Origin of the sequence: Homoserinibacter sp. GY 40078 (genome assembly GCF_008017545.1) — a bacterium.
Classification (GTDB): domain Bacteria; phylum Actinomycetota; class Actinomycetes; order Actinomycetales; family Microbacteriaceae; genus Homoserinibacter.
The window spans coordinates 90,236-114,489 of the sequence record NZ_VRTZ01000002.1 but is presented as its reverse complement, the minus strand read 5'-3'; the positions used below and the strand labels follow the sequence as shown (position 1 = coordinate 114,489).

The window sequence follows — 24,254 nt, the reverse complement described above, 5'->3', positions numbered from 1 at the left end:
GGCTCAGTACAGCAGCGTCGCGAGAGAACGCCGGGCGGTCACGACGCGAGGGTCGTCGCCTCCCGCGATCTCGAAGTAATCGAGCAGACGCGCGCGGATCCGGTCGCGCTCGGGCGCGGCCGACTGCGCGAAGAGTTCGAGCAGGCGTCCGAACGCGTCATCGAGGTGACCGCCGCTGACATCGAGGTCGGCGACGGCGAGCTGTGCGTCGACATCCGTGGGACGCGCCGCCGCCGCATCGCGGATCTCGGCGACACCGGCTCCCGAGAGACGATCGAGGAGCGAGACCTGCGCGAGCCCCGCCACGGCGAGCTGGTCGCGCGGGTTCTCGGCGAGGGCCGAGCGGTAGGCGGCGATGGCAGCAGGGTAGTCGCCCCGCTCGATCGCGTCGTACGCCTCCTGGTGGTGCGGGGGCAATGGCTCCTCGACGGGCTCGGCCTCAGCGCCGTCCGGTGCGTCCTCCCCCTCCGCGGTGGGAACCCGCCCGGTGACGCCGTTCTCGGCGGCGAGCTGGAGCAGCTCGTCGAACACCTGCCGAACCTCGGCGTCCGACGGGATGCCGAGGAAGAGGTTGACCGGGCGTCCACCCACGACCGCGGCGACCGCGGGCACCTCGCGCACCTGGAAGGCCTGCGCGAGCTGCGGGTTCGCCGACCCGTCGACGACCGCGAGCACGAGGCGCCCCTGGTACGACTCGACGATCGGGCCGAGCGCCGAGGCGAGTCCGGGGGCGATGAACTCGACCACGACGGGCACGCGCGCCGACAGCTCGAGGACGCTCTGGAACTCCGCATCGGAGCTGTCGAAGACGAGCCCCGAGGCGGGTGCGGACGCGGGGGCGGCCCCTGGGGACGGCGTGGGGCGGTTCGCCCGATTCACCAGTCCGGACAGGTCGACGGCACCGCGCAGGTTCGACGGGGACAGATCGCTCACGCGTCTACGCTACTTCGCGCGCGGAGATCAGACCCTGCGTGAAGCCCAGCACCCGCACCGTCTGATCGTCGGCCGTCGCAGGCGGCACGTAGAACAGCACCTGCATCCCATACGTGGCCGCGATCCCCTTCGTGGTGGTCTGCTTGCCGGACAGCGCCTTCACCGCACCTGTCGGGTTGATCGCCGCGCCCGTCTCCTTCGGCTTGACCGTCTCGGTCTCCTGCAGGTCGACAGCGACGATCGCGCCCGTGTCGTTCGTCGCGAACGCGTAGGGCTCCTCGTCGCCAACGGAACTCGAGAACTTGAGCGACGCTGTCGGCAGATCCTTGCGGCGTTGCTCCTTATACTCCACGCCGAAGGTCGACCGGAGCAGGTCGTTCTCTGCGTCGAAGTGCGTGGCGAACTCCGACTCGTCGCCCTTCAGAAGGACGTCACCGTACTCGGTGGCGAGCTGCTCGGGCGTGTACGCGAGCAGCTTGTTGTCGGGCGCGAGCCTCGCGGCGCCGAGATCGACCGGCGCGACCTCGGGGATCGACTGCGTGAGTCGCATGATGTAGTGCACCTTGTAATCGGAGCGCGGGGTCTCCTGCACGAACATGGCACCGTACTCGGCGTTCTCGTCGCCCGAGATGGTCGCGAAGACCACACGGGGCCACTCGTGTCGCTGCTGCGGGAGGATCAGCTGAGCCTCGCCCGCGGGGAAGGCGGGCAGCGCCGCCACCTTGCTGTTCTCCTTGCGGGCCTTGTAGTTCGCGGTGCGCAGCTCGAGCGCGGGGCCGGCGAGACGAGTCCCCGCCGTCCTGGCGCTGGATGCCTCGTCCGCCTTCGCAACGGCCGACGAGACCTGCGACACGATGCGCTCGAACTGCTGCTGGGTGACGACGGGCGGATCGATCTCGGCCGCCGCGATCGCATCCGTTGAGGATGGGGTGGCGCTCGGCACCGCGCCCCCGTCGGCGGTACACGCGGTGAACGCCAGCACCCCCACGAGCGCGATCGGCGCGGCGACCGCGGCACGACGGCGACCTCGCGCACCCGTGTCACCCGCACCCGCGGTGATGGCGGACCGGCGCGGGGCCGGCTTCAGCTGCGCCGGGCGCGGGGCTTTCGGCATCTTCGGGGTCTTGCGCCGGGGTCCGTGGCGGCGGCGAGCGTGGACGAGAGCCCAGATGAGCGCGACGAGCCCCAGGAGCAGGATGGCGATCCCGCCGACGATGAGAGGACCCGACCACGGAGTGGAGTTGTCGAGCGGCCAGGTCACGGAGATCTGAGCGGGTGCCGCCGCGGTGCCGTCGGATGCGATGAGCACCGAGACGTCGGTCGGCACGTTGATGTTGCGGACGAGTTCGCCCTCGCCGCTGAACTCCTGGATCCAGAGGTCGCTGCCCGCCGGCGACGGCGATTCCTCCTCGGTGCCCGGTCGGGCATCGGCCGTCAGCTCGACCGCATCCGCGTCGTATCCGATGACATCCGCAGACGCCTCGCCGACCCACGCGGTGATGTCGTCGGACCGGCCATAGGCCATGAAGAGGGGGCCTTCGCCCTCGATCTTCACCATCTGAGTGCCGGGATGGGAGTTCAACACGGACCCGTCGAGGATCACGAAGGGCGCGTCACCCGCCAGTTGCACAGACGCCGTGATGTGGTCGGGGCCCTGGAGAACGGTCCGCTGGGCGACACCAAGCCCCGCGGTCGCCACAGCGACGACGAACAGCACGATCGCGAGTACGAATCTCACGGATGAATCTCCTCTCGAGCCGCCCGCGGGGGAATTCCACGCAATCCGACACCGCCTCCGGCGGATCGGACCTCGCCGGGGGCGCGAGGAGGCAGCAGGCAAAGACACCCAAGATTAGCGGACGAGTCGGCTCGCGTCCCGGACGACCCCCGGGAGCCGCCTGGGAGTACGCTGACCTCCCTCAGGCGGCACCTGCTGCCCTTCGGGCGACGAAAGCGGCTCGCGCCGATTACACTCGTGAAGGTTCCGCGACCCGTAGCTTCGGGTCGGTCCCGACGACTTCCCGATTGAGGAGCGCACGTGGCGGCAGACGACGCGGGTTTCAGCACCGAGCTTCGCGGCTACAAGAAGGACGAGGTCGACCAGGAGGTCGGTAGCCTTCGCCGCGACCTCATCAAGGCCACGAGTGACCGCACCGAGGCCCTCAAAGAGGTCAAGCGCCTGCAGGCGTTGGCCGACGACCTCCAAGCGGAGCTGCACGAGGTCGGCAGCCCCACCTACTCGGGTCTCGGTACCAAGCTCGAGAGCACCCTGCGGATGGCGGAGGAGCAGTCGACGCGCCTCATCGCCCAGGCTGACATCGACGCCGAGCGCATGCGCACCTCGGTGCAGCAGGAGGCGGACGCCCTCCGTCAGAGCAGCACGGACACCGCGAGGCGGCTGGTCGAGGACGCCCAGGCGCAGGCCGACCGCATCCTGACCGGTGCTCGCGAGGAGGCCGAGTCGCTCGTCTCGCGCTCTGCTCAGGACGCCGAGTCGGCCACGCAGGAGGCCCTGCGGGAGGCATCCGCGATCCGGGGAGCGGTGGCGACGGAGGTCGCGGAGACCCGTGCCGCGGGACGCCGCGAGGTCGCCGCACTGCGGGCCGAGGCCGAGCGCGAGGTGGCAGAACTGCGCGTCGTCGTGCAGCGCGAAGTCGCCGAGGCACGCGAGGCCGCCGCGGCGCTCGCGCGCGACACCGAACGGAGCCGCGCCGAGTTCGCCGCCGAAGACGCCAGCCTGCGAGCAGAACTCGCCTCGGACCTGGAACAGGGCCGGACCGACCTCGAACGCGAGATCGCCGAGAAGCGCGAGGCTCTGCGCATCGATTCCGAGGCCGCCGCCGCCGAACTCGCCGCCGCGACCGCCAAGGCGAAGGCAGAACTCGACGCCGCCATCGCCCGCGACCGCTCCGCGCTGGAGTCCGACACCGCGGCCGCACGCGCCGCGCTCGAGACCGAGACCGCCGCCGCTCGCGCCGCGCTCGAGACCGAGCTGGCAGAGCGCCGCGCGGCGGTCGACGGCGAGCTCGCCGAGCGCACCGCCCAGACCGACACGACCCTGGCCGAGAGGCGCGGGGCTGCCGAGACCGAGCTCACGGCCGCGCGAACCGCGTGGGAGAGCGAGCTGGCCACGGCCCGCGCCGCGCTCGAGGCCGAGACGGCAGCCGCGCGCGCGACGCTCGAGGCCGAGCTCGCCGCCGCACGCGAGCGCCAGGAGACCGAGCTCGCGGGCGCACGATCTGTCGCCGACACCGAGACCGCGGCGCTTCGCCGGTCGGTGGAGGTCGAGCTCGCCGAGCGTCGTTCGGCGGAGGAAGCCGATCTCGCCGCCGCACGCAGCGCCTGGGAAGCCCAGGAGGCGGCCGAGCGATCCGGATGGGCCGCGGAGCAGCAGGCCGCGCGTGAGGGCCTCGAGGCCGAGCTCGCCGCCGCACGCGCCGAGGCGGAGCAGGAGGTGGCGCAGCTGCGGCACACCGCCTCCGTCGAGACCGACAAGCTGCGCGCCGACACCGAGCGCGATGCCGCCCGCATCCGGAGCGAGATCGCCGCCGAGCAGGAGGCGAGCCGTGCCCGGATCGAGCACGAGACCTCGGAGCTCGCGTCGCGCCTCGCCGCAGACGCGGAGCAGGCGCGCGCCGACCTCGACGTCGAGCTCGCCGCTCGCCGGGACGCGGCCGAGAAGGAGTACCTGAGCACCCAGCAGGAGGCCGCCGCCGATACCCAGAAGTACCTCGACGAGGCCACCGCCCAGCTCGAGCAGGCGAACGCCCGTGCCGCCGAACGTCGTGCGGAGATCGAACAGCTCGAGACCGAGGGTGTCGCCGAGGCCAAGCGTCTCACCGAGGATGCCCGCGTCGCCGCCGAGCAGACCACGCGCGACGCCGAGGCCACGGCCGCGCGCATCGTCGACGACGCCGAGAAGCGCGCGTCGAAGCTGATCGCCGACGCCGAGGAGCGGCTGCAGCAGCTGCGCGTCGAGCGCGAGGCCGTCGCCGGCTACTTCGAGAGCCTGCGCGGGCTCATCGCGGGCGCCGATCGTCTGTCGGGGGCCCTCGGAGACTTCCCCGGCCCGGGCGACGACGATTTCGACGAGACAGGCGACGACGCCGCAGCGGAGCCGTCGGAGACGTCGGCTGACGACACCGAGCCCGCGGGCGAGGCGGACGCGGCCGACGACGCTGACGGCGACGACGCTGACGCCGCCGACGAGAGCGGGAACACCCGTCGCGAGGCGCACGCCCCCGCCGACGCCTGACGCTAGCCTTTCCCTACGCCCCGCATCAGGCGGGGCGCGGAGGAGACGGCATGAAGATCCAGAACGCATTCCGCCTGGGCTTGTTCGGCGGAATCGGCGTGCTCGTCGCGGTCGTGATCGGCACCGGGCTTTCGACCCTCGCGACGATCCTCACCTATGTCGGTGCGGCCCTCTTCCTCGCGCTCGGCGTCGATCCGGCCGTGTCGTTCCTCGAGCGCCGCAAAATCCCACGGTCCGGCGCGATTCTCATCGTGCTCGCGGTGATCCTCGGCGTGTTCGCCGGCTTCATCTTCGCCGTCATCCCGGTGATCGCCGACCAGGTCGGCACACTGATCCAGCAGGTGCCGAACCTCATCGACACGCTCACGAACCAGGCTGCGATCAAGGAATGGTGGCAGACAACCCTCCCCTGGCTCGACTACTCCGAGGTCGTCAAGAACGTCCAGAACTGGTTCACGGACAATATCGAGACGATCACCACGGGAGTCTTCGCGACCGTCATCACGGTGGCCAGCGGTGTCTTCGGCGGCCTCATCGTGCTCATCCTCACGCTCTACTTCGTCGCCTCGCTCGGCTCGATCAAGCGGGCGCTCTACCAGCTGATCCCGGCGAGCAAGCGTGAGAAGTTCATCGACATCTCGGAGCAGATCTCGACCTCCGTCGGCCGCTACGTGATCGGCCAGGGCACGCTCGGCGCCATCAACGGCGTGCAGACGCTCCTCTTCATGACGGTGCTCGGGTGGATCCTCGGCACGCCGATCGAGTACACGGCGCTGCTCGCGTTCATCGCCTTCCTGTTCTCGCTCGTGCCGCTCGTGGGTACCGTGACCGGCTCCGTCATCATCACGGCAGCGGTGTGGCTCTTCAACGGCTCCCCCGCCGTGATCATCGTCGGCATCTGGTATCTCGTATACATGCAACTCGAGGCATACCTGCTGAGCCCCAACATCATGAACCGCGCGGTGAAGGTGCCAGGGGTCGTCGTCGTGATCGCCGCCCTCGCGGGAGGCACACTGCTCGGCATCCTCGGGGCGCTCGTCGCGATCCCCGTCGCCGCGTCGATCCTGCTGATCATCAAGCAGGTCGTGATCCCGCGTCAGAACGAGCTCTAGGGCCACTCCGTCGGCAGGGGAAGCGCCTCCGGGTTCACCTGGCGCACGATCTCGCTGAGCACGCGGTAGGTCTGCTTCTCCCCCACCCAGAGGTGCTTGCCCTCCTCGACCGCGACGAGCTCCGCCTCGGGCACGGAAGCGAAACGCTCGGCCGCTTCCGCGGGGCGCAGGTAGTCGTCGAGCTCGGGAACCACCGCGACGAGGCGCTTGCCGCTGCCCGCCCACGCGGCCACCTCCTCCGGCGAGGTGCGGTGGAGCGGCGGTGAGAGCAGAATCGCCCCCTCGATCGGATGCTCGAGGCCGTACTTAAGCGCAACCTCCGTGCCGAACGACCACCCCACGAGCCAGGGGTTGGGGAGCGCGCGCTGGGCGACGAACGCCATCGCCGCGGCGAGGTCGAGCCGCTCGTCGACGCCGTGACCGAACTCACCCTCGCTCGTGCCCCGCGGCGAGGTGACCCCGCGGAAGTTGAACCGCAGCACCGCGAGCTCCGCAAGCGCCGGCAGACGCGCGGCAGCCTTCCGGATGATGTGCGAGTCCATGAAGCCGCCGTGGGTCGGGAGCGGATGCAGGCAGACGAGCGTCGCGACCGGATCGGCGGTCTCCGGCAGAGCGAGCTCGCCCACGAGGGTCAGCCCGTCGGCGGTCGCCAGCTCGATGTCCTCCCGGAACGCCGGCAGTTCGGTGCCTCCGGAGATGCGGGTGCTCACGCTCGGATCCTCCAGCAGTGGGTGTGCCAATGTCGTCGATCGGCGAGCGCAGCCTCGTCGCCGAACATGCCATCCGCCTGCCACGTGACGAGGTGGGGTGTTCCCGGGGAGATCGCCAGCGCGCATCCGGGGCAGATGTACTCCTTGACCGCGCTCGCGGCGCTCTGAGGCTGCACGTTCCAGACTCCGTCGCGCTTCGCCTCCGTGCGCCGGGCCCCGCCGAGAATGCGCTCCAGGTCCAGCGGCTCCGGCTCATCCTCGTGGCCCCGTCGGCGAGGACGATGCGATCGGGGCATGCCGTCGAGTCTACGGAACTACTCCTCGACGCGTCCGCCGGTGTCGAGCTGCTCCAGTCGCGCCTGCTCGAGGTCGAGGAGCGACTGGGCGCGTTGAAGGATGCGCGACGGATACGTGCCCTGGGCACGGGCCTCGAGCAGAACGTCGCGCTCCGCGGCGAGCACCTCGCGCCGAAGCGACCGGTACTGCTGATGGGGCGAGCGCTGCAGGCCGTCCTCCTCGTCGGCGTGTTCGGCGCGCTCCCACGCGGACGACACGGCGAGCAGGGTGTCCTCCCGAACTCGCGCGACGACACTGCGACCCACCTCCACGCCCTCGACCTCGACCTCGCTGCGGTCGAGCACCGCGATGCCCGCGACCGACATCTCTTCGAGCAGCGCTGCGAGCTCGCGGCGATCCGACGCCCGATCCGTTCCACGGATCCCGACAGCCCGGATGAGGATCGGCAGGGTGCTGCCCTGCAGGAGCAACGTCGAGATCGCGACCGTGAACGCGATGAGCACGAGCTGCTCGTAGTACGGGGTCGATCGCGGAAGCGACTGTGCGGCCGCGAGCGTCACCACCCCGCGCATACCCGCCCATCCGAGGATGACGCCGCCGCGGAGCCCCAGGCCCTCGGCGCGCAGCTGCGCGAGGTCGTTGCGCCGCCGATCGATGCGCCGCTCGACCCCCTCCCGTCGGCGCTCGAAACGCTCGCCCATCCCGGCCATCGCCCGCATGCGCTCGAGGGCCTTCTGCAGCATCGAGTCGCGCGCGTCGAAGTTGCGCACCTGACCACGCATGACGAACACGAGCGGGATGACGAACGCATACCGCACGACGATCAGCACACCCGTGAGGACGACGCCCAAGAGGATCGCCTTGTCGACCGAGAGGTCGTCGGCGTGCACGTTCGAGATGATCGTCGAGATCTGCGCACCCATCAGCAGGAAGACCCCGTTCTCGAGCACGAACTGCAGCGTGCGCCAATTGAAGCGCTCCGAGATACGGGACTGCGGAGTGAGAGCCTTCGCACTCTGGTGGCCGCTGTAGAGTCCCGCGACCACGACCGAGATCACACCCGAGCCGTGCAACTCTTCGGCGGGGAGGAAGGCGATGAAGGGCACCGCGAACGAGATCGCCGTGTCGAGCATGGGGTTGTCGAGCTTGCGCCGCACCCACACCGCGATGACGCCCGTGACCAGGCCGATGACGACCGCGACCGACAGCGCATAGGCGAAGTCGCCGAGTGCGCTCCACACCACGAAGGTCTCTCCGCGAGCCACGAGGGCGCTGGCGGCGATCGCCGCGCGAAGCAGCACAAGGGCGGTGGCATCGTTCACGAGCCCCTCGCCCTCGAGGATCGACACGAGCCGCGCGGGAAGCCCCATCCGCTTGGCGATCGACGTGGCGGCGACGACATCCGGCGGCGAGATAACCGCGCCCAGCGCGATCGCTGCGGCGAGCCCGAGCCCCGGGAGGATCAGGTGCAGCAGGAATCCGGTGATCAACGCGCTCGCGACCACGAGCACGACCGAGAGCAGCGTGATCGTCGAGAGGTTGCGACGGAAGTCGACGAAGGGCACGGTAATCGCCGCCGCATACAGCAGGGGCGGCAGCACCCCGTAGAGGATGACGTCAGGCTCGAGCTCGATCGGAGGCACGCCGGGGATCAGGCTGTAGCCGACGCCCACGACCACCAGGATCAGCGGGGCGGCGACCCCGAGACGCGGTGCCCACGCCGCGGCCGCGACGATGACGACGATGCCCGCAACGGCCACGAGCGCGTATTCCATACTCGATCGTAACGAGCGAGCGAACCGTCAGGTCCGGGGCCGATCAGCGGCTCAGTACCAACCCTTGATCTGAGAATGCGACCAGGCACCGCAGGGCGTGCCGTAGCGTCCCTGCACATACCCGAGGCCCCATACGATCTGGGTGCGAGCGCTCGTCGCCCAGTCTGCCCCGGCGGAGGCCATCTTGTTACCCGGGACCGCTTGCGGGATGCCGTAGGCGCCGGAGCTCGCGTTGTGCGCGTAGACGTTCCAGCCGGACTCCTTGTTCCAGAGCGCGACGAGGCAGTCGTACTCCGCCGAGGACCAACCGCGGGCCGTCACCAGCTCGAGTGCAATGGCCTTCGCGGATCCGGGATCCGGGGTGCCCGCCGCGGGGGCGCTCACGGCCGCAGGGCGGACCGGAGCGGGCTTCGCGGTCACGGTGAACTCGTCACGGGCGCGAGCGGCGCCGTCCGCGTCGTCGACCAGGAGCTCCTGCCCCTCGATCGCCGCGACCTCGGCGATATCCCCCGATGCCGCGACAGAGGCGGCGGAACTGAGGCCCGTGGGCTCGACGAGCAGCACCGCGACGAGCCCGGTGGAGACGAGATAGGCGAACACGCCCAGAAGCCAGTGGAATCGAGGACTCCGGGCACGGCGAGGGGTGCCCACGGGCACCGCAACCACCGCCTGAGTGGTCGCGGCGTGGGTGCCGCTGCGCCGAATTCCGCTCACAGTAACGACAGTGTAACGGCGGATTCCGGGAAGGTCATGGACGAGGGGCGGGTTCCCGGGGATCCGACAGGTAGGCGGCCGTTCAGCGCACCGACAGCATGACCCGCGTCACGACGTCGAGGAGCAGATCGACCTGCGCCTCGCGGTAGCCGCCGCGCTGGGGGCGGAAGGCTACGGTCCGCACGTCGGCGGGGGTCAGCTCGCCGCCCGACTGGAAGTACTCGGCGATGCGATCGGCGAAGGCGTCCACATCGCGCGTCGAATAGCCGAGGGTCAGCAGGCTCACTCGCTGGAACTTCTTGCCGCGCGGGCGGACGGTGCGATCGAGGATCTCCTGCGCGGTCTCGCGAGCGGTCGCGTACCAGGCCTCTTCTCCGACCTCGGCAATCTCGCGCTCGCGTTCACGTGCGGCGAACGCGTCCTCGAGACGCTCGAGGGCGGCATCGACGTGGGAGGTGGAGTAGCCGGTCTTGCGCATCGAGAAGGCCGTGGTGCGGATGCTGTCGGCCGTGATGACCTCACCCGGCTGATCACCCGTGTACGCCCGCCGGGCGTCTTCGAGGAACTCCTCGACCTCGTCGATGTCGTAGCCGAGGCGCCCCTTGCGGGACCGGGGAAAGGTCATGCTCACCCCGACATGCTACCGACGGCTCAATGGAAGATCAGGAAGAACGCGTAGGCGACTGCCGCCGACGGGAGGATCGAATCGAGCCGGTCGAGGAATCCGCCGTGACCGGGCAACCACCCCGAGATGTCCTTGATGCCCAGCTCGCGCTTGATGAGCGACTCGATCAGGTCGCCCATCGTGCCGACGAGCATCAGCACGGCACCCATCAGGGTGCCCACCCACCACGGCTGGCCCAGCATCAGCCAGGCGAGCAGAGTTCCTGCCGTCATCGCCGCGAGCGCCGACCCCGCGAAGCCCTCCCAGGTCTTCTTCGGGCTGATCTTGGGGGCCATCGGATGCCGGCCGAACGCGAGTCCGCTCGCATACGCACCGACGTCAGTCGTGACGACCACGATGAGCGACGCGAGCAGCCACCACTGCCCGCCGTTGGCGACCTCACCTGCGAGGACCACGTAGAAGCCCGCGAAGAAGGTGACGTAGAGCTGCACGAACAGGCCGGCGCCGATATCCGCCAACACGTCGCGGGCGGAGCCGCGGTGGCTGGGACGGACGAGCTCGCCGAGCCGCCAGAGTGTGATGACGAGCACCCCGGCCAGAGTCGCCAGCCAGAGCCCCGGCACATGGAAGAAGAACGCGGCGGGTACGGCGGCGATGCCGACGACGATCGACGCGACCCGCGGGACGTCCCGGCCCGCATGGCGCAACGCCGTCGCGAGTTCGAACACCGTGAATCCGAGCAACACCGCCGCGAACGGCATGAAGATCCAGGTGGAGAACAGCAGGCTCGCGAGCAGCGTGCCGCCGAGGACCACGCCGATCGCGATCGCGGCGAGCAGGTTGCGTCCCGTACGTTCTCGGATCCGCTCCTGCGTCGCGTCGAACTGATCACGGGCGTGCCGCACCTGGGCTTCGAACTCTTCGCGCGCGTGCTGAGCATGCTGTTCGAGATCGGCGCGTCTCTGCTGCGCCCGCACCTCGAACTCCTCGCGTGCGGTGCGCTTCCGCGTCGCGCTCGCGCCGGGGTCGTCGTCCATCAGACCTCGAGAAGCTCGGCTTCCTTGCGCTTCAAAGCCTCGTCGATCGCGTCGACGTACGACTTCGTGATCTGGTCGAGCTCCTTCTCGGCGCGGGCGATCTCGTCCTCGCCGACCTCCTTCGTGGCGTCGAGATCGTCCTTCGCCTTGCGGCGCACGTTGCGGATCGCGATCTTCGCGTCCTCGCCCTTCTGGCGCACGATCTTCACGTACTCCTTGCGGCGCTCCTCGGTGAGCTCGGGCATCGTGACGCGCACGATGTTGCCGTCGTTGCTCGGGTTCGCCCCGAGGTTCGGGTAGTTGACGATGGCCTTCTCGATCTCCTTGAGCGCCGACTTGTCGTAGGGCGTGATGACGAGAGTGCGCGCCTCGGGGTTCTGGAGGCTCGCGAGCTGCGCGAGCGGAGTCGGGGTGCCGTAGTAGTCGACGAGGATCTTCTGGAAGAGCGCCGGGTTGGCGCGGCCGGTGCGCACCGTCGCGAAGTCGTCCTTCGCAACCTCGACCGCTCGGCCCATCTTCTCCTTCGCCTCGGCGAGAACGTCACTGATCACGGGAGTGGCTCCTTCGGTGCTGCGCGGTTGATCCAACGCCCAAGCTTACTGACCCCCCGCGAGAGCTCGGTCGTTGAGGGGTCGCAAACTGCTCGAGACACGGCGTGTTGAGCGCAGTTTGCGACCCCTCACGGGAGAGAGGAACATCTCGCGGGGGGTGCAGCGCGTGGGAGATGGGGGCGCCCATCTGAGCGCCCCCATCGGATCAGCGGGCGATTCCGATCGTGTCGGTACCGTTCCCGTCCCAGTCACCGACGAGAGGGATGTCGTGATCACGTCCGTAGAGGAAGGGCCACGACTGGGCACTTGACCAGGTGTTGGTGAGGATCCACTTGTCATCGCGCTTGACCCCGATGGTGTCGACTCCGTCCCCATCCCAGTCACCGGCGACAGGGATGTCGCCGGGCTTTCCGTACAGGAACCCGTCGTACGCCTGATCACTGGACTGGGTGTCGGTCAGGATCCAAATGTCCTTGCGCACGACGCCGAAGCTGTCGACGCCGTCGCCATCCCAGTCACCGACGACGGGCTTGTCTGTCTTCTTTCCGTAGACGTGGATCGTATACGGCGCCGATGCCCCGAATTCGTTCGAGATGTACCACTTACCCTCCCGCCAGAGCGCCGGGGTGTCGATCCCATCGCCATCCCAGTCGCCGACGAGCGGTGTGTCCGACCCGTTGCCGAAGATGTAGCTCTGGAAGCTCGCACCGCCACCCTGCACGTTCGTCAGGATCCATCGACCGTTGCGGAAAACGCCCTCGGTGTCGATTCCATCGCCGTCCCAGTCACCCATGAGCGGCACGTCTCCCGGCAGTCCGTGCGAATAAGAGAGGTCTGCGGAACTTGAGTCGTTGGCATTGTTCAAGCGCCAGTCAGCCAGCACCATCTCGTTCGACGGCGCCTCTTCCTCTTCCTCCTCGAACCCCGGCGGGGGTGCGGGCTCCGAGCCGTTGAAATGGAGGATGTTGTCGGGCCAGCCCGAGCTGTTCCACAGCACCTTCTTGATCCGGAAGTTGCCACCGGTTCCGTCCTCCCAAAGGACGATGTACGAGTTCGCGACTACTTCTTGGATGTAGGCAACGTGGCCCTTTGGAGGTACCGAAGTTTCATTCCACTGTGCGACCGCGCCGACGACGACATGGTTCGCGGACGCTGATTGCGAATACACATGGCCACTCGCGCCGAGATTGTTGTCCCAGTCCTTTGCGTTGCCAAGTCCGCTTTTGGCAGGCACACCATCGCGAGTCAACCTCCACGCCACGTAGTTGGTGCAATTGTGACCAGCCGTCGTACCCCACCAACCCCGCCCCGGTGTCGGCTCCCAGTTGTCCTGCCAGATCGAGTACGTATCGTTGTACAGCGCATTGCACTCGGAGTTGACACAGTACCCGTTGTACGCCGCGGCGGGTGCCGCGGGGATGAGCGTCGCCGTGGCGACCATCGCCACCGCAACAGCAGAGATTCGCAGAGGTTTCTTCATGACCGGAGCGTAGCGTCCCCGCCTCAATCGCGCGAGATGCTCGTTTTTGAGGGGTCGCAAACTGCGCCCAACACGCCGTGTCTCGAGCAGTTTGCGACCCCTCACGGACCAGTCAGGTGGTGGTGTGGTCGATGAGGCGCTCGACGGAGGCGAGGAGCGGGGGCTCCAGGTCGGCGTAGGTGCGCACGGAGGCGAGGATGCGCTGCCAGGCCGCCGCGATGTCCGCCTGGTCGTCGTGCGGCCAGCCGAGCGCCTCGCACACGCCGTGCTTCCACTCGATGCCCCGCGGCACCGCGGGCCAAGCCCGGATGCCGACCCGCTCGGGCTTCACCGCCTGCCAGATGTCGATGTACGGATGCCCGACCACCAGCACGTGCTCACCCTGCACCCGCTCCGCGATCCGCGACTCCTTCGAGCCCGCGACGAGGTGGTCGACGAGCACGCCGATGCGGCGGTCCGGCCCCGGCTGCAGATCGACGAGCGTCTCAGCCAGATGGTCGACGCCCTCCAGGTACTCGACCACGACGCCTTCGACGCGCAGATCCGAGCCCCAGACCTTCTCGACCAGCTCGGCGTCATGCCGCCCCTCGACGAGGATCCGGCTCGCTCGGGCTACCCGTGCCCTCTGCCCCGCCACGGCCCGGGATCCGGATGCCGTATAGGCGCGCCCGCGATCCGCCACCCGGGGCGCCGCGAGCACGACCGGAGCGCCGTCCACAAGGAACCCGCCGCCCAGTGGGAACCACCGCACCCGCCCGTGGCGGTCCTCGAGGCCCACGTTCCCCTTCTCGACGCCGACGACTGCTCCCACGAAACCGTCGGCGAGCTCGACGACCAGGTCGCGCGCGGCCTCGACGGTCGGCACGCTCACGCGGCCCCGGGCGCGCCAATCACCCGCGAGGACGTCCTCGCCGTACCGATCGCTCATGCGCGAGCGCTCACGCGGTGACGAGGGTGCCGATGTGGTCGCCCTGGAGCGCCTTGGTGATGTTCCCCTCCGGCTCCATGCCGAACACGAGCATCGGCATGCCGTTGTCCATGCAGAGGCTGAAGGCAGTCGAGTCGACCACCTTGAGGCCCTTCACGAGCGCCTCCTGGTAGCTGATGCGGTCGAGCTTCGTGGCGGTCGGATCCTTGCGGGGGTCGGCGGTGTAGACGCCGTCGACGCCGTTCTTGGCCACGAGCACCGCATCCGCACCGATCTCGAGCGCACGCTGGGCGCTCACGGTGTCGGTGGAGAAGTACGGGAGCCCGGCACCCGCACCGAAGATCACGACGCGACCCTTCTCGAGGTGCCGCTCGGCACGGAGAGGGATGTACGGCTCGGCGACCTGCGTCATCGAGATCGCCGACTGCACGCGCACCTGTGCGCCCGCCTGCTCGAGGAAGTCCTGGAGAGCGAGCGCGTTCATCACGGTGCCGAGCATGCCCATGTAGTCGGCGCGTCCGCGGTCCATGCCCCGCTGGCTGAGCTCCGCGCCCCGGAAGAAGTTGCCGCCGCCGACGACGACCGCAACCTCGACGCCGCCCTCATCGTCTTCGCCCTTCGGGGTCGCCTCCGCGATCTCGCGGGCGATGCCGCCGACGACATCAGGATTCACGCCCAGCTGACCACCGCCGAACGCCTCACCCGAGAGCTTGAGCAGGACGCGGCGGCGCTTCGACATGGGGGTCCTTCCGGGGAGGCTGCGGCCGAGTGGGCCGGGTACAGGTTACCCGCTCGGGACGCCGACGCCGCGGGTTCGTCAACCGTGCGGCTCGCCGGATTCGTCCCGTGCAGGCAACAGCTCTGCAACGATCGACGATCCGCGGTTGCTGTGCGCGGCACAGGCGACGAACATGTCGGGCGTGCCCGAACACTCGCGAGACGTCGCGAGCCGCCCCGCATCCGCTGGGGTGTGAGACGCCGAAGGGCCCGGTCTCAATGGCGAGACCGGGCCCTTCGCGCGGTTGCTGGCTGCGACCTGGAGGTCAGGCGCCGACCTTGAAGCGGGCGAAGCCCGTCACGGTGAGGCCCGCGTCGGCGAGCACCTTGCCGACGCTCAGCTTGTTGTCGCGCGCGTAGTCCTGCTCGAGCAGTGCGACCTGCTTGAAGAAGGCGCCGAGACGACCCTCGACGATCTTCGGGAGCGCGGCCTCGGGCTTGCCCTCGTTGCGGCTGATCTCCTCGACGATGCGGCGCTCGTTCTCGACCTGAGCCTCCGGCACGTCGTCGCGCGAGAGGTAGCTCGGGTCGGCGAACGAGATGTGCTGCGCGATCGAGCGGGCGGTCTCCGCGTCGTCGCCGGTGTAGGCGACGACCACGCCGATCTGGGGCGGGAGGTCCTTGCTCGTGCGGTGCAGGTACACGGCGAACTGGTCACCGGCGATGCGGGCCACGCGACGCAGCTCGATCTTCTCGCCGATGGTGGCCGCCTGGTCCTCGATGAGGGAGGCGATGGTGCCGCCGTCCACCGGGACCGCGAGCGCCGCGTCGACGGTCTCCGCGCCGGAGTCGGCGAGGGCGCCGACGATCTTCTCGGCGAGGGCGCCGAACTTGTCGTTCTTGGCGACGAAGTCGGTCTCGCAGGCGAGCTCGATGAGCGTCACCGCGGTCGCCGACTCGACAACCGCCACGAGACCCTCGCTGGTGGAACGGTCGGCACGCTTCGCGTTGCCCTTCGCACCCTTGAGGCGCAGGATCTCGACGGCCTTCTCGATGTCGCCCTCGGCCTCGACGAGTGCGTTCTTGGTGTCGACCATGCCGGTGCCGAGGCGCTCGCGCAGGACCTTGACGTCTTCCAGGCTGAAGTTGGCCATGGATGTGTTCCTTAGCTGTTCGTGTGTGGGTTCGTGTTGATTACTTCGCGGCGGTCTTCTTGGCCGCGGGCTTCTTGGCGGGAGCCGGCTTCTCGGCCTCGGCCTCGATCTTCGCCTCGGTCAGCTCATCCGACTCGGGGGCGTGCTCGGGGACGAGCGTGGCGTCGGCCTCGGCCTCGTGCTCGGCGACGACCGCATCCGCGTCGTTCTGCTCGACGGGGGTCTCGGCCTCGACGACCTCGGCGACCTTCTCGGCACCCTCGGCCACATCGCCCTCGACACGCTCGTCGACGGACTCGATCTGCTCGGCAACCGACTGCGGGTTGCTCGAGGCCTCGAGAAGCTCGCGCTCCCACTCGGCGAGCGGCTCGACGGCCGACACGTTGCCCTCGGCCTCCGGCTTCTGGTGGCGCTGGATGAGGCCCTCGGCGGCGGCGTCGGCGATGATGCGGGTGAGCAGGCCCACCGAGCGGATCGCGTCGTCGTTGCCCGGGATCGGGTACTGCAGCTCGTCGGGGTCGGCGTTGGTGTCGAGGATTCCGATCACCGGGATGCCGAGCTTCGTGGCCTCGTCGACCGCGAGGTGCTCGCGCTTGGCGTCGACGACCCAGATGGCGCTCGGGGTCTTGGTGAGGTTGCGGATACCGCCGAGCGTCTTGTGCAGCTTGTCGAGCTCGCGCTTCTTGATGAGGAGCTCCTTCTTGGTGAAGCCCTTCGTCGTGTCGTCGAAGTCGATCTCCTCCAGCTCCTTCATGCGCGCGAGGCGCTTGGAGACCGTCTGGAAGTTGGTGAGCAGACCGCCGAGCCAGCGCTGGTTCACGTACGGCTGACCCACGCGGGTCGCCTGCTCGGCGATGGCCTCCTGGGCCTGCTTCTTGGTGCCGACGAAGAGCACGGTGCCGCCGTGGGCGACCGTCTCCTTGACGAACTCGTACGCCTTGTCGATGTAGGCGAGCGACTGCTGCAGGTCGATGATGTGGATGCCGGAGCGCTCGGTGAGGATGAAACGCTTGACCTTCGGGTTCCAGCGACGGGTCTGGTGTCCGAAGTGAACGCCGCTGTCGAGCAGCTGGCGGATGGTGACGACGGCCATGGCCGCATTCCTTTCCTCGCAGGGCACGGCAGTGCCATACCTTGCGGTTTCTCAGTTGTGTGTTGCGGCCGGTCGGCCGCGAACCCTGGTGCCCCGGCGCGCATCCGCCGCCTCGTTCGAGGCGGACCGAAGGAATTGAGCCGTGTGCGATGGGCACGCGAAGTCACCCGCCGAAGCGGGTGCTGCCGTCAGTGTAGCAGCGCGGGGGTGCCGGGGCATGCGCGGCTGGTCTATGCTGACGGCGCCACGGGTGGTCCGCGGCTTCGAGAGGAAGGGAGGCATCCGATGCGCATCGATTCCGTCGTGTTCGGAACCCCGACCGACATCCTCGAGGCCGCCGCCCGCTGATCCCGCGGTGGCCTCCTCATCCGGAGCCCACCATGGACAACTTCTTCGGCGACGACTTCGTCGTCCCCACCTTCGCCGACGTCGAGCCCGGCGCGGGTCAGCGCTGGTCGACGTGGCCGGCCATCACACCCTCGGAACGCGGACCCCGTCCGTGGCCCGACTGGGTGGTCACCTCGGCGGCCGCCCTCGACACGGAACTCGGCATCCTCAAGACCGGCAAGGAGGCCGACGTCTTCCTGATCGAGCGTGCCGTGCCCGCGGGTCCGCCGGGGGTGTTCCTCGCCGCGAAGCGGTACCGCTCGACCGAGCACCGCGACTTCCAGAGATCGGACCTCTACCGCGAAGGCAGAGTCGAGCGCCGGACGCGCGATCGCCGGGCGGTGGAACGCGGCACCGCCTATGGCCGCACGGTCGCTGCGGTCTCGTGGTCGTACGCCGAGTTCGCGGCGCTCTCGCGGATGTGGGAGCTGGGAGTCGCGGTGCCGTATCCCGTGCAGGTGAACGGCACGGAGCTGCTGCTCGAGTTCATCGGGGATGGCACGACCGCGGCTCCGCGGCTGGCGGCGTCGCGCGCCACGGGCGCGGAGCTTCGGGCGCTGTTCGATCAGGTGCGCGAGATCCTGCTCGGATTCGCTCGGGCGGGATGCGCGCACGGCGATCTCTCCGCGTACAACCTGCTCGTGCACGACGGGCGCGTGGTGGTCATCGACCTGCCACAGCTGGTCGATGTGGCGTCGAATCCGAACGGGTTCGCACTGCTCGAGCGGGACTGCCGCAACGTGTGCGACTGGTTCGCGAGGCGCGGTCTCGATGCAGATGCCGGCGAGCTGTTCGCGGATGCGATGGGGGTGATGTTCTGACAGCTCCTCCCCGGCACTGATCGGGGGCGACTCTGCCCAGGTTCCCGGTCCACGGGGTCTCGGGCGCTCCGGTTCCGCGAGTGTGGACGGATGCGCATCCATCGGGCTCCACCCCTTCGGCCTTCCGGTGTCGGGCGCGTGGCGGCTCTGGTGCTCACCGCGACGCTCTGGGGCTGGCCGGTCGCCGGGTCGCCGCATGCCGTCGTGCGCCCCTTCGTCGCGCCAGCGGATGCTTACGCCGCCGGGCACCGCGGTGTCGACCTGTTCGCGGCAGCGGATGCGGAAGTGCGGGCACCGGCGGATGGCGTGGTGCGGTTCTCGGGGTGGGTGGTCGATCGCCCTGTGCTGACGATCGACCACGGCGACGGCGTCGTCTCGAGTGTCGAGCCGGTGGAGTCGGACCTCGCCGCGGGCGATGTCGTGAGCCGGGGGCAGACGGTCGGGCGGGTCACCTCCGATGCGTCGCACTGTGTGGAGACGTGCCTGCACCTCGGGGTGAGGGTGGATGGCGCGTACGTGTCGCCGCTGCTGTTCCTCGGAGGTCAGCCGCGAGCAGTACTGCTACCGCCCTGATGAGAGGGGGCTCGTTCTCAGGCGCGGGGGTGCGCGAGACGGTAGCTCTCGCGCAGGCGCTCGGCCGACACGTGCGTGTAGAGCTGGGTCGTGGCGAGGCTCGCGTGCCCGAGGAGTTCTTGCACGATGCGGAGGTCGGCTCCGCCGTCGAGCAGGTGTGTCGCGGCCGTGTGCCTCAGGGCGTGGGGCCCGGCGGGTCCGGAGCCGGGGATGTCGGCGAGTTCGCGGGCGACCAGTTCGTAGACGGCGCGGGTGCCGAGGCGTCCGCCGCGGGTTCCGACGAAGAGGGCTGAGCCTGTCTGCTCGGTGACGAGTGCGGGCCGGCCGAGGTGGAGGTACTCGTCGATCGCACGCGCGGCGGGCGCGCCGAACGGCACGACTCGTTCCTTGGCGCCCTTTCCGAGGACGCGGATGGTGCGGGCGCTCGGGTCGACGTCGGTGAGGTCGAGGCCGACGAGTTCACTGACTCGGACGGCCGCCGCGTAGAGGAGTTCGAGCACAGCGAGGTCGCGGAGGGCACCCGGATCGCCGTCGGCCGCGGAGGTGTGGAGTCGTTCGAGGATCGCGTCGATCTGCGTGCGGGTGAGCACCCGGGGCAGGCGGCGACCGGCGCGGGGGGTGCGGAGGCGGAGGCCGGGGTCAGTGGCGGCGATGCCTTCTCGGGCGAGCCATGCGGTGAAGGATCGCGCGGAGGAGACCCGCCTGCCGAGGGTGGTGGCGGCGAGTCCTGCTTGGGAGGCCCGCCAGAGCCAGTCGCGCAGGGTTTCGAGGTCGAGGGTGGCGGCGTCGGTCTCGCCGAGGGCTTCGGCGAAGGTGACGAGGTCGGTGAGGTCGTTGCGGTAGGCGCGGATGGTGTGGCGTGAGTAGCCGCGCTCGGTGTCGAGTTCGGTGAGGTAGGCGTCGACGGCGGCGTGCAGCTGCATCCGGGTCATCCGCGTTCGGCTCTGGGGCGGAGGAGGTCGTCGAGGGTGACGGTGGAACGCTTGTTGGAGAAGGCTTCGCGTCGCTCATGCGGGGTCATGGCGGCAAACGCGTTGAGCACGTCGTCGCTGAAGTGGGCGACTTGGGGCGGGTCGCCGATGGGGACGACGGAGTGCACGATCTGGTCGTCGTAGATGTGGACGAGGCTGAAGCTCTGGCCGCCGTCGACGCCGTTCATGGTGTGGGGCGGGGAGTTCGCGTCGAGGGTGTAGCAGGTGGCTGAGGCGACGTTGACGGGGATGCCGGCGAAGCTGCCGCTGGTGGAGTAGTGGAGGTGCCCGGCGAGGATTCCGCGGACGTCGGTGTCGCGGATGACGTCGGCGAGTTCGGTCTGGTGGTCGAGTTCGAGGATCGCCATGAGCTCGAGGGGTGTGGGGATGGGCGGGTGGTGGAGTGCGAGGAGCGTTCCGTGGGGGGCGGCCGTGTCGAGTTGTTCGTGGAGCCAGTCGAGCTGGTCGGGGTCGAGGTCGCCGTGGTGGTAGCCGGGGACGGTGGTGTCGAGCACGATGATCCGTAGCCCGTCGAGGTCGTAGACGCGGTCCTGGGGCTGGGTGTTGGGGGCGTCTCCGAGGAGCACGGTGGCGAAGGGTTCGCGTTCGTCGTGGTTGCCCATCACCCAGATGAGCTGGGAGCCCATGCGCGCAGCGGCGGGTTCGATGAGGTTCTTGAGTCGTTCGTACGCGTCGGGTTCGCCGAGGTCGGTGAGGTCACCGGTGATGACGATCGCGTCGGGGCGGATGCCGCTGCGCTCGAGTTGGCCGAGCGCGCCCGACACGGTGGCGTCGGTGTCGAGGGAGCCGTGGAGGGGGCGACCTCCGGCGAGCAGGTGGGTGTCGCTGAGGTGCGCGATGGTGTGCCGCGGCGCCCCGTACCTGCCCAGCTGGATCATGGTGTGAGGGTATCCCGGGCCTCCGTCGCCGTCGCGGAGCCGCCGCGGCGAGCGGGGAGACGCTATCCGCTCACACGCACCCACCCTTCCCCTCGTTCCTTGACGAGTCCGTCGAGGGCGAGGAGGCCGAGCTCCGCACGAGTGCGGTCGAGTGCGAGTCCCGCGATGGCCGCGACCTTCTCGGCGGTGCGAGAAGTTCGGGTCGAGAGGGCGTCGAGCAGCCGCAGCCTGACACCGGACGGGTCGTCGAGCAGCGAGCGGTCGTCCGCACTCCCGCCGCGCGATTCCGTCTCGCTCGTGACCGCAAATTCCGGTGTCTCGCGGGGCGCAAGTTCCGCCATCTCCTGGGCGGAGGTCACGCAGATCGCGTCGTATTCGCGCAGCAGTCGGTGGCATCCGGCGGAGGCCGTGCTCGTGACGGGCCCCGGCACCGCGCCGAGCGGTCTGCCCAAGGCTGCGGCGTGGCCGGCGGTGTTGAGCGAACCGGATCGGGCTCCCGCCTCGACCACGACGGTCGCGCGGCTGATCGCGGCGATGATCCTGTTGCGTTGCAGGAATCTCCAGCGCGTGGGCGCAACCCCACATGGCACCTCGGAGAGCACCGCGCCATGCTCGGCGATCCGGGTGATGAGCTCGTCGTGGCCGGACGGGTAGAACCGATCGAGTCCCCCGGCGAGCACGGCGACGGTGATGCCGCGACTCGCGAGTGCGGATCGATGTGCGGCCCCGTCGATCCCGTAGGCGGCTCCGGAGACGATCGCGTACCCGCGATCGACGAGCCCCGCCGATGCCTCGACCGTCACGTGCTCCCCGTACCCACTGGCGGCGCGTGCGCCCACGATCGCGATCGAGTCCGCGAGGCGGTGGAGCGTCTCGCGCCTGCCCCGCATCCACATAGCGAGGGGTGCATGTTCGCCCAGGTCGTCGAGACCGCACGGCCACTCGGGATCGCCGGGGATCACGAGCTGGATGCCGAATCTCGCGGCCTGAGTGAGCGACAGGGTCGCGGACTCTCGCGAGATGCGCGGTGCCCATCGGGTGGCCGCCTCGACGATGTCATCGGCATCGTGCTCGTGACCGGCACTCGCGAGCGCGCGCACGAGGCCCCCACCTCCGTGATCGTCGAGCAGCGCGGCGAGCGCATCCTCGGCTCCGAGCGCGGCGATCACGAGGCGCGCGATGCGATCGCCGGGTTCCGCCAGCAGGGTCCAGGTGGCGCGGGCGAAGCGCTCCGCCACGGCCCCACGATCATCGACGGCTCCGCCCAGGGGCTTTATAAGGGAAGCGAGCGTGGCCGCCGGGATTCCGAGGATTCTCATGCTCCCGCCGTCCTGAGGTAAAGGGCGCGGCCGATCTGGTCGAGCCCCGGTCGGTCGACGCCGTCGAGGTCGGCGAGCGTCCAGGCGACACGCAGCACGCGGTCGTAGCCACGCATGCTGAGTGCGCCGCGTTCGAGTGCGCGGTCGAGGGTCGTTGCGGATCCGGGCGACGGTGCGCCGTCACCTCTCAGCCACCTCCCCGGGGCGTGCGCGTTCAGCCGCCACGAGCGCCCTCGCAACCGTCGTGCCGCTCTTTCGCGCGCGGCGACGACGCGCGTCCGGGCTTCTGCACTCGTCGTGACGGGGCCGTCGCCTGCGAGCCTCAGCTGCGCCGCGGTGACCCGCGGCACATTGAGGCGGATGTCGACTCGGTCGAGCAGCGGTCCCGACAGCCGACCGAGGTAACGCCGCCGGGCGGAGGGGGTGCAGCTGCATTCGGCCTCGCGCACTCCCGCGTTACCGCACGGGCAGGGGTTCGCGGCGAGCAGCAGCTGGAAACGCGCGGGGAAGGTGGCGGTGCCAGTCACCCGCGAGATCGAGATCACGCCCGACTCGAGAGGCTGGCGCAGGCTGTCGAGCGCCGACGGGGCGAACTCGGGAGCCTCGTCGAGGAAAAGGATGCCGTGGGCCGCTCGCGCGGCGGCGCCGGGGCGGATCACGCCGCTTCCGCCGCCGACGATCGCGGCGGGCGACGCGGAATGGTGCGGAGCCTCGAGGGGTGGCCGGGTCGCGAGTGCGCCACCCACCGGGAGCCCGGACAGGGATCGCACGCAGCTCACCTCGAGCGCCGCGTGCTCGTCGAGGTCTGGGAGGATGCCCGGCAGGCGCGCGGCGACCATCGTCTTGCCCGCGCCGGGTGGCCCCAACAGGAACATGTGGTGGCCGCCCGCGGCCGCGATCTGCACGGCCTCAACCGCGTCGCGGTTGCCCACGACATCCGCCAGATCGCCCGATTCGTCTGGAGATTCGGCGACCGCAGGCGGCAGCAGCGGGTCGACGTCGATCGGGTCGAGCTCCGCGCCGAGGTGGATCGCAACGCCACGGAGGCTCGCGATCGGAACGACCCGGATGCCGGGCACGAGGGCAGCCTCACCGGCGTTGCCCGCGGGCACGATGACCGACTCGAATCCGGCGCGTGCCGCGGCGAGAACCATCGGCAGGATGCCGCGCGAGGGGCGCAGCCGCCCGTCTAGCCCCAGCTCGCCGAGATGGACGGCGCGCGCGGCGCGCTCCGGATCGACGAGCCCATCAGCGGCGAGCAAGGCGATCGCGATGCCGAGGTCGAACCCAGCGCCCGTCTTCGGGAGCGACGCGGGCGAGAGATTGACCGTCACCCGACCTGCCGGGAAATCGAAGCCCGAGTTGCCGATGGCGGATCGGACGCGGGCCTTCGCCTCGCCGAGCGCCGTGTCGGGCAGGCCGACCAACGCGAACGCAGGCAACCCGCTCGCGGTGTCCGCCTCGATCTCGACGGGCGCCCCTTCGAGCCCCTGCAGCGCGATCGACCGCGCGCGACCCACCCCCATCAGAACACCCCCACGAGATGCTCGACCACGGGATCATCTCCCACGGGCGCCAGCACCGAGACCGCGTCGATGCGCATCCGCCCGGGCTCCCCGGGATGCTCCTCCCGCCAGAGCCCGGCGAGTCGCCGAAGGCGCGCGAGCTTCGCCGGGGTGATCGCCTCGAACGGATGCCCGAACAGCGTCGACGCGCGCGTCTTCACCTCCACGAACACCAGCGATTCGCCATCGCGCATCACGAGATCCAGCTCGCCGTGTCGACACCGCCAATTCCGCGCCAGCACCCGAAACCCGCGTGCGGTCAGATGCCGCTCCGCGATCCGCTCGCCACGCCTGCCAAGATCGTCTTTCGCCGCCATGCCCCCAGGGTTGCGGGAACA

The 24,254-nt window shown here is 69.6% G+C and carries 23 protein-coding genes; 4 read left to right on the top strand and 19 right to left on the bottom strand.

Annotated features, from left to right (window positions below; genetic code table 11):
- Positions 1-3: 3 nt before the first annotated feature.
- A complete protein-coding gene (locus FVQ89_RS09280) occupies positions 4-933 on the bottom strand; it encodes a co-chaperone YbbN (RefSeq protein ID WP_147901688.1) in 930 nt (309 codons plus the stop codon).
- A 4-nt stretch (positions 934-937) separates the two neighbouring features.
- On the bottom strand, positions 938-2,671 hold the full coding sequence (locus tag FVQ89_RS09275) for a hypothetical protein (protein ID WP_147901687.1): 1,734 nt from the start codon (positions 2,669-2,671) through the stop codon (positions 938-940).
- Between the two features lie 300 nt (positions 2,672-2,971).
- On the opposite strand from FVQ89_RS09275, the gene FVQ89_RS09270 reads away from it, so the two are divergent.
- Together FVQ89_RS09270 and FVQ89_RS09260 are read left to right on the top strand one after the other, a co-directional pair.
- A complete protein-coding gene (locus tag FVQ89_RS09270) occupies positions 2,972-5,188 on the top strand; it encodes a hypothetical protein (protein ID WP_187264982.1) in 2,217 nt (738 codons plus the stop codon).
- 50 nt (positions 5,189-5,238) lie between these two features.
- On the top strand, positions 5,239-6,300 hold the full coding sequence (locus tag FVQ89_RS09260; RefSeq protein WP_147901686.1) for an AI-2E family transporter: 1,062 nt from the start codon (positions 5,239-5,241) through the stop codon (positions 6,298-6,300).
- Here FVQ89_RS09260 and FVQ89_RS09255 read toward each other — a convergent pair.
- The 12 genes from FVQ89_RS09255 to rpsB form a co-directional block, all read right to left on the bottom strand.
- On the bottom strand, positions 6,297-7,010 hold the full coding sequence (locus FVQ89_RS09255; protein ID WP_147901685.1) for an alpha/beta hydrolase: 714 nt from the start codon (positions 7,008-7,010) through the stop codon (positions 6,297-6,299). The genes FVQ89_RS09260 and FVQ89_RS09255 overlap by 4 nt on opposite strands.
- Positions 7,007-7,306, bottom strand: coding sequence for a hypothetical protein (locus FVQ89_RS09250; protein WP_147901684.1), 300 nt, complete (start codon positions 7,304-7,306; stop codon positions 7,007-7,009). The genes FVQ89_RS09255 and FVQ89_RS09250 overlap by 4 nt, the downstream gene beginning before the upstream one ends.
- Positions 7,307-7,324: 18 nt before the next feature.
- Positions 7,325-9,082 carry a sodium:proton antiporter gene (locus FVQ89_RS09245; protein ID WP_147901683.1) on the bottom strand — a complete coding sequence of 586 codons (1,758 nt, stop codon included), beginning with the start codon at positions 9,080-9,082 and terminating at the stop codon, positions 7,325-7,327.
- A gap of 51 nt (positions 9,083-9,133) precedes the next feature.
- The gene (locus FVQ89_RS09240; RefSeq protein ID WP_255513526.1) at positions 9,134-9,796 is read right to left on the bottom strand and encodes a lytic transglycosylase domain-containing protein; all 663 of its coding nucleotides are present in this window, start codon (positions 9,794-9,796) and stop codon (positions 9,134-9,136) included.
- 82 nt (positions 9,797-9,878) lie between these two features.
- A complete protein-coding gene (locus FVQ89_RS09235; protein WP_147902396.1) occupies positions 9,879-10,421 on the bottom strand; it encodes a DivIVA domain-containing protein in 543 nt (180 codons plus the stop codon).
- A 26-nt stretch (positions 10,422-10,447) separates the two neighbouring features.
- A complete protein-coding gene (locus FVQ89_RS09230; RefSeq protein WP_147901682.1) occupies positions 10,448-11,458 on the bottom strand; it encodes a phosphatidate cytidylyltransferase in 1,011 nt (336 codons plus the stop codon).
- Positions 11,458-12,009, bottom strand: coding sequence for a ribosome recycling factor (frr, locus tag FVQ89_RS09225; protein ID WP_147901681.1), 552 nt, complete (start codon positions 12,007-12,009; stop codon positions 11,458-11,460). The genes FVQ89_RS09230 and frr overlap by 1 nt, the downstream gene beginning before the upstream one ends.
- Positions 12,010-12,214: 205 nt before the next feature.
- Positions 12,215-13,450, bottom strand: a complete 1,236-nt coding sequence (locus FVQ89_RS09220) for a CHAP domain-containing protein (RefSeq protein WP_255513608.1) — start codon at positions 13,448-13,450, stop codon at positions 12,215-12,217.
- A 151-nt stretch (positions 13,451-13,601) separates the two neighbouring features.
- Positions 13,602-14,417, bottom strand: a complete 816-nt coding sequence (locus FVQ89_RS09215) for a DUF3097 domain-containing protein (RefSeq protein ID WP_147901679.1) — start codon at positions 14,415-14,417, stop codon at positions 13,602-13,604.
- Between the two features lie 10 nt (positions 14,418-14,427).
- The gene (gene pyrH, locus FVQ89_RS09210; protein ID WP_147901678.1) at positions 14,428-15,156 is read right to left on the bottom strand and encodes a UMP kinase; all 729 of its coding nucleotides are present in this window, start codon (positions 15,154-15,156) and stop codon (positions 14,428-14,430) included.
- A gap of 304 nt (positions 15,157-15,460) precedes the next feature.
- Positions 15,461-16,288 (bottom strand): translation elongation factor Ts, encoded by an 828-nt coding sequence (gene tsf, locus FVQ89_RS09205; RefSeq protein ID WP_147901677.1) that lies wholly within the window; start codon positions 16,286-16,288, stop codon positions 15,461-15,463.
- Positions 16,289-16,328: 40 nt separating this feature from the next.
- The gene (gene rpsB / locus FVQ89_RS09200; RefSeq protein ID WP_147901676.1) at positions 16,329-17,381 is read right to left on the bottom strand and encodes a 30S ribosomal protein S2; all 1,053 of its coding nucleotides are present in this window, start codon (positions 17,379-17,381) and stop codon (positions 16,329-16,331) included.
- A gap of 380 nt (positions 17,382-17,761) precedes the next feature.
- Here rpsB and FVQ89_RS09195 point away from each other — a divergent pair, with 380 nt between their 5' ends.
- Positions 17,762-18,589 (top strand): serine protein kinase RIO, encoded by an 828-nt coding sequence (locus FVQ89_RS09195; RefSeq protein ID WP_147901675.1) that lies wholly within the window; start codon positions 17,762-17,764, stop codon positions 18,587-18,589.
- A 150-nt stretch (positions 18,590-18,739) separates the two neighbouring features.
- Positions 18,740-19,162, top strand: a complete 423-nt coding sequence (locus FVQ89_RS09190) for a murein hydrolase activator EnvC (RefSeq protein ID WP_255513525.1) — start codon at positions 18,740-18,742, stop codon at positions 19,160-19,162.
- A gap of 17 nt (positions 19,163-19,179) precedes the next feature.
- Here FVQ89_RS09190 and FVQ89_RS09185 read toward each other — a convergent pair whose 3' ends face one another.
- The 5 genes from FVQ89_RS09185 to FVQ89_RS09165 all read right to left on the bottom strand — a co-directional run bounded on the left by FVQ89_RS09185 (position 19,180) and on the right by FVQ89_RS09165 (position 24,233).
- Positions 19,180-20,085, bottom strand: coding sequence for a tyrosine recombinase XerC (locus FVQ89_RS09185; RefSeq protein WP_147902395.1), 906 nt, complete (start codon positions 20,083-20,085; stop codon positions 19,180-19,182).
- Positions 20,086-20,090: 5 nt separating this feature from the next.
- Positions 20,091-21,032 (bottom strand): phosphodiesterase, encoded by a 942-nt coding sequence (locus tag FVQ89_RS09180; RefSeq protein ID WP_147901673.1) that lies wholly within the window; start codon positions 21,030-21,032, stop codon positions 20,091-20,093.
- 62 nt (positions 21,033-21,094) lie between these two features.
- Positions 21,095-22,351 (bottom strand): DNA-processing protein DprA, encoded by a 1,257-nt coding sequence (dprA, locus tag FVQ89_RS09175; protein WP_147901672.1) that lies wholly within the window; start codon positions 22,349-22,351, stop codon positions 21,095-21,097.
- A complete protein-coding gene (locus FVQ89_RS09170) occupies positions 22,348-23,877 on the bottom strand; it encodes a YifB family Mg chelatase-like AAA ATPase (protein WP_147901671.1) in 1,530 nt (509 codons plus the stop codon). Before FVQ89_RS09170 ends, dprA begins: the two co-directional genes overlap by 4 nt.
- Positions 23,877-24,233 (bottom strand): YraN family protein, encoded by a 357-nt coding sequence (locus FVQ89_RS09165; protein WP_147901670.1) that lies wholly within the window; start codon positions 24,231-24,233, stop codon positions 23,877-23,879. The genes FVQ89_RS09170 and FVQ89_RS09165 overlap by 1 nt, the downstream gene beginning before the upstream one ends.
- Positions 24,234-24,254: the final 21 nt, after the last annotated feature.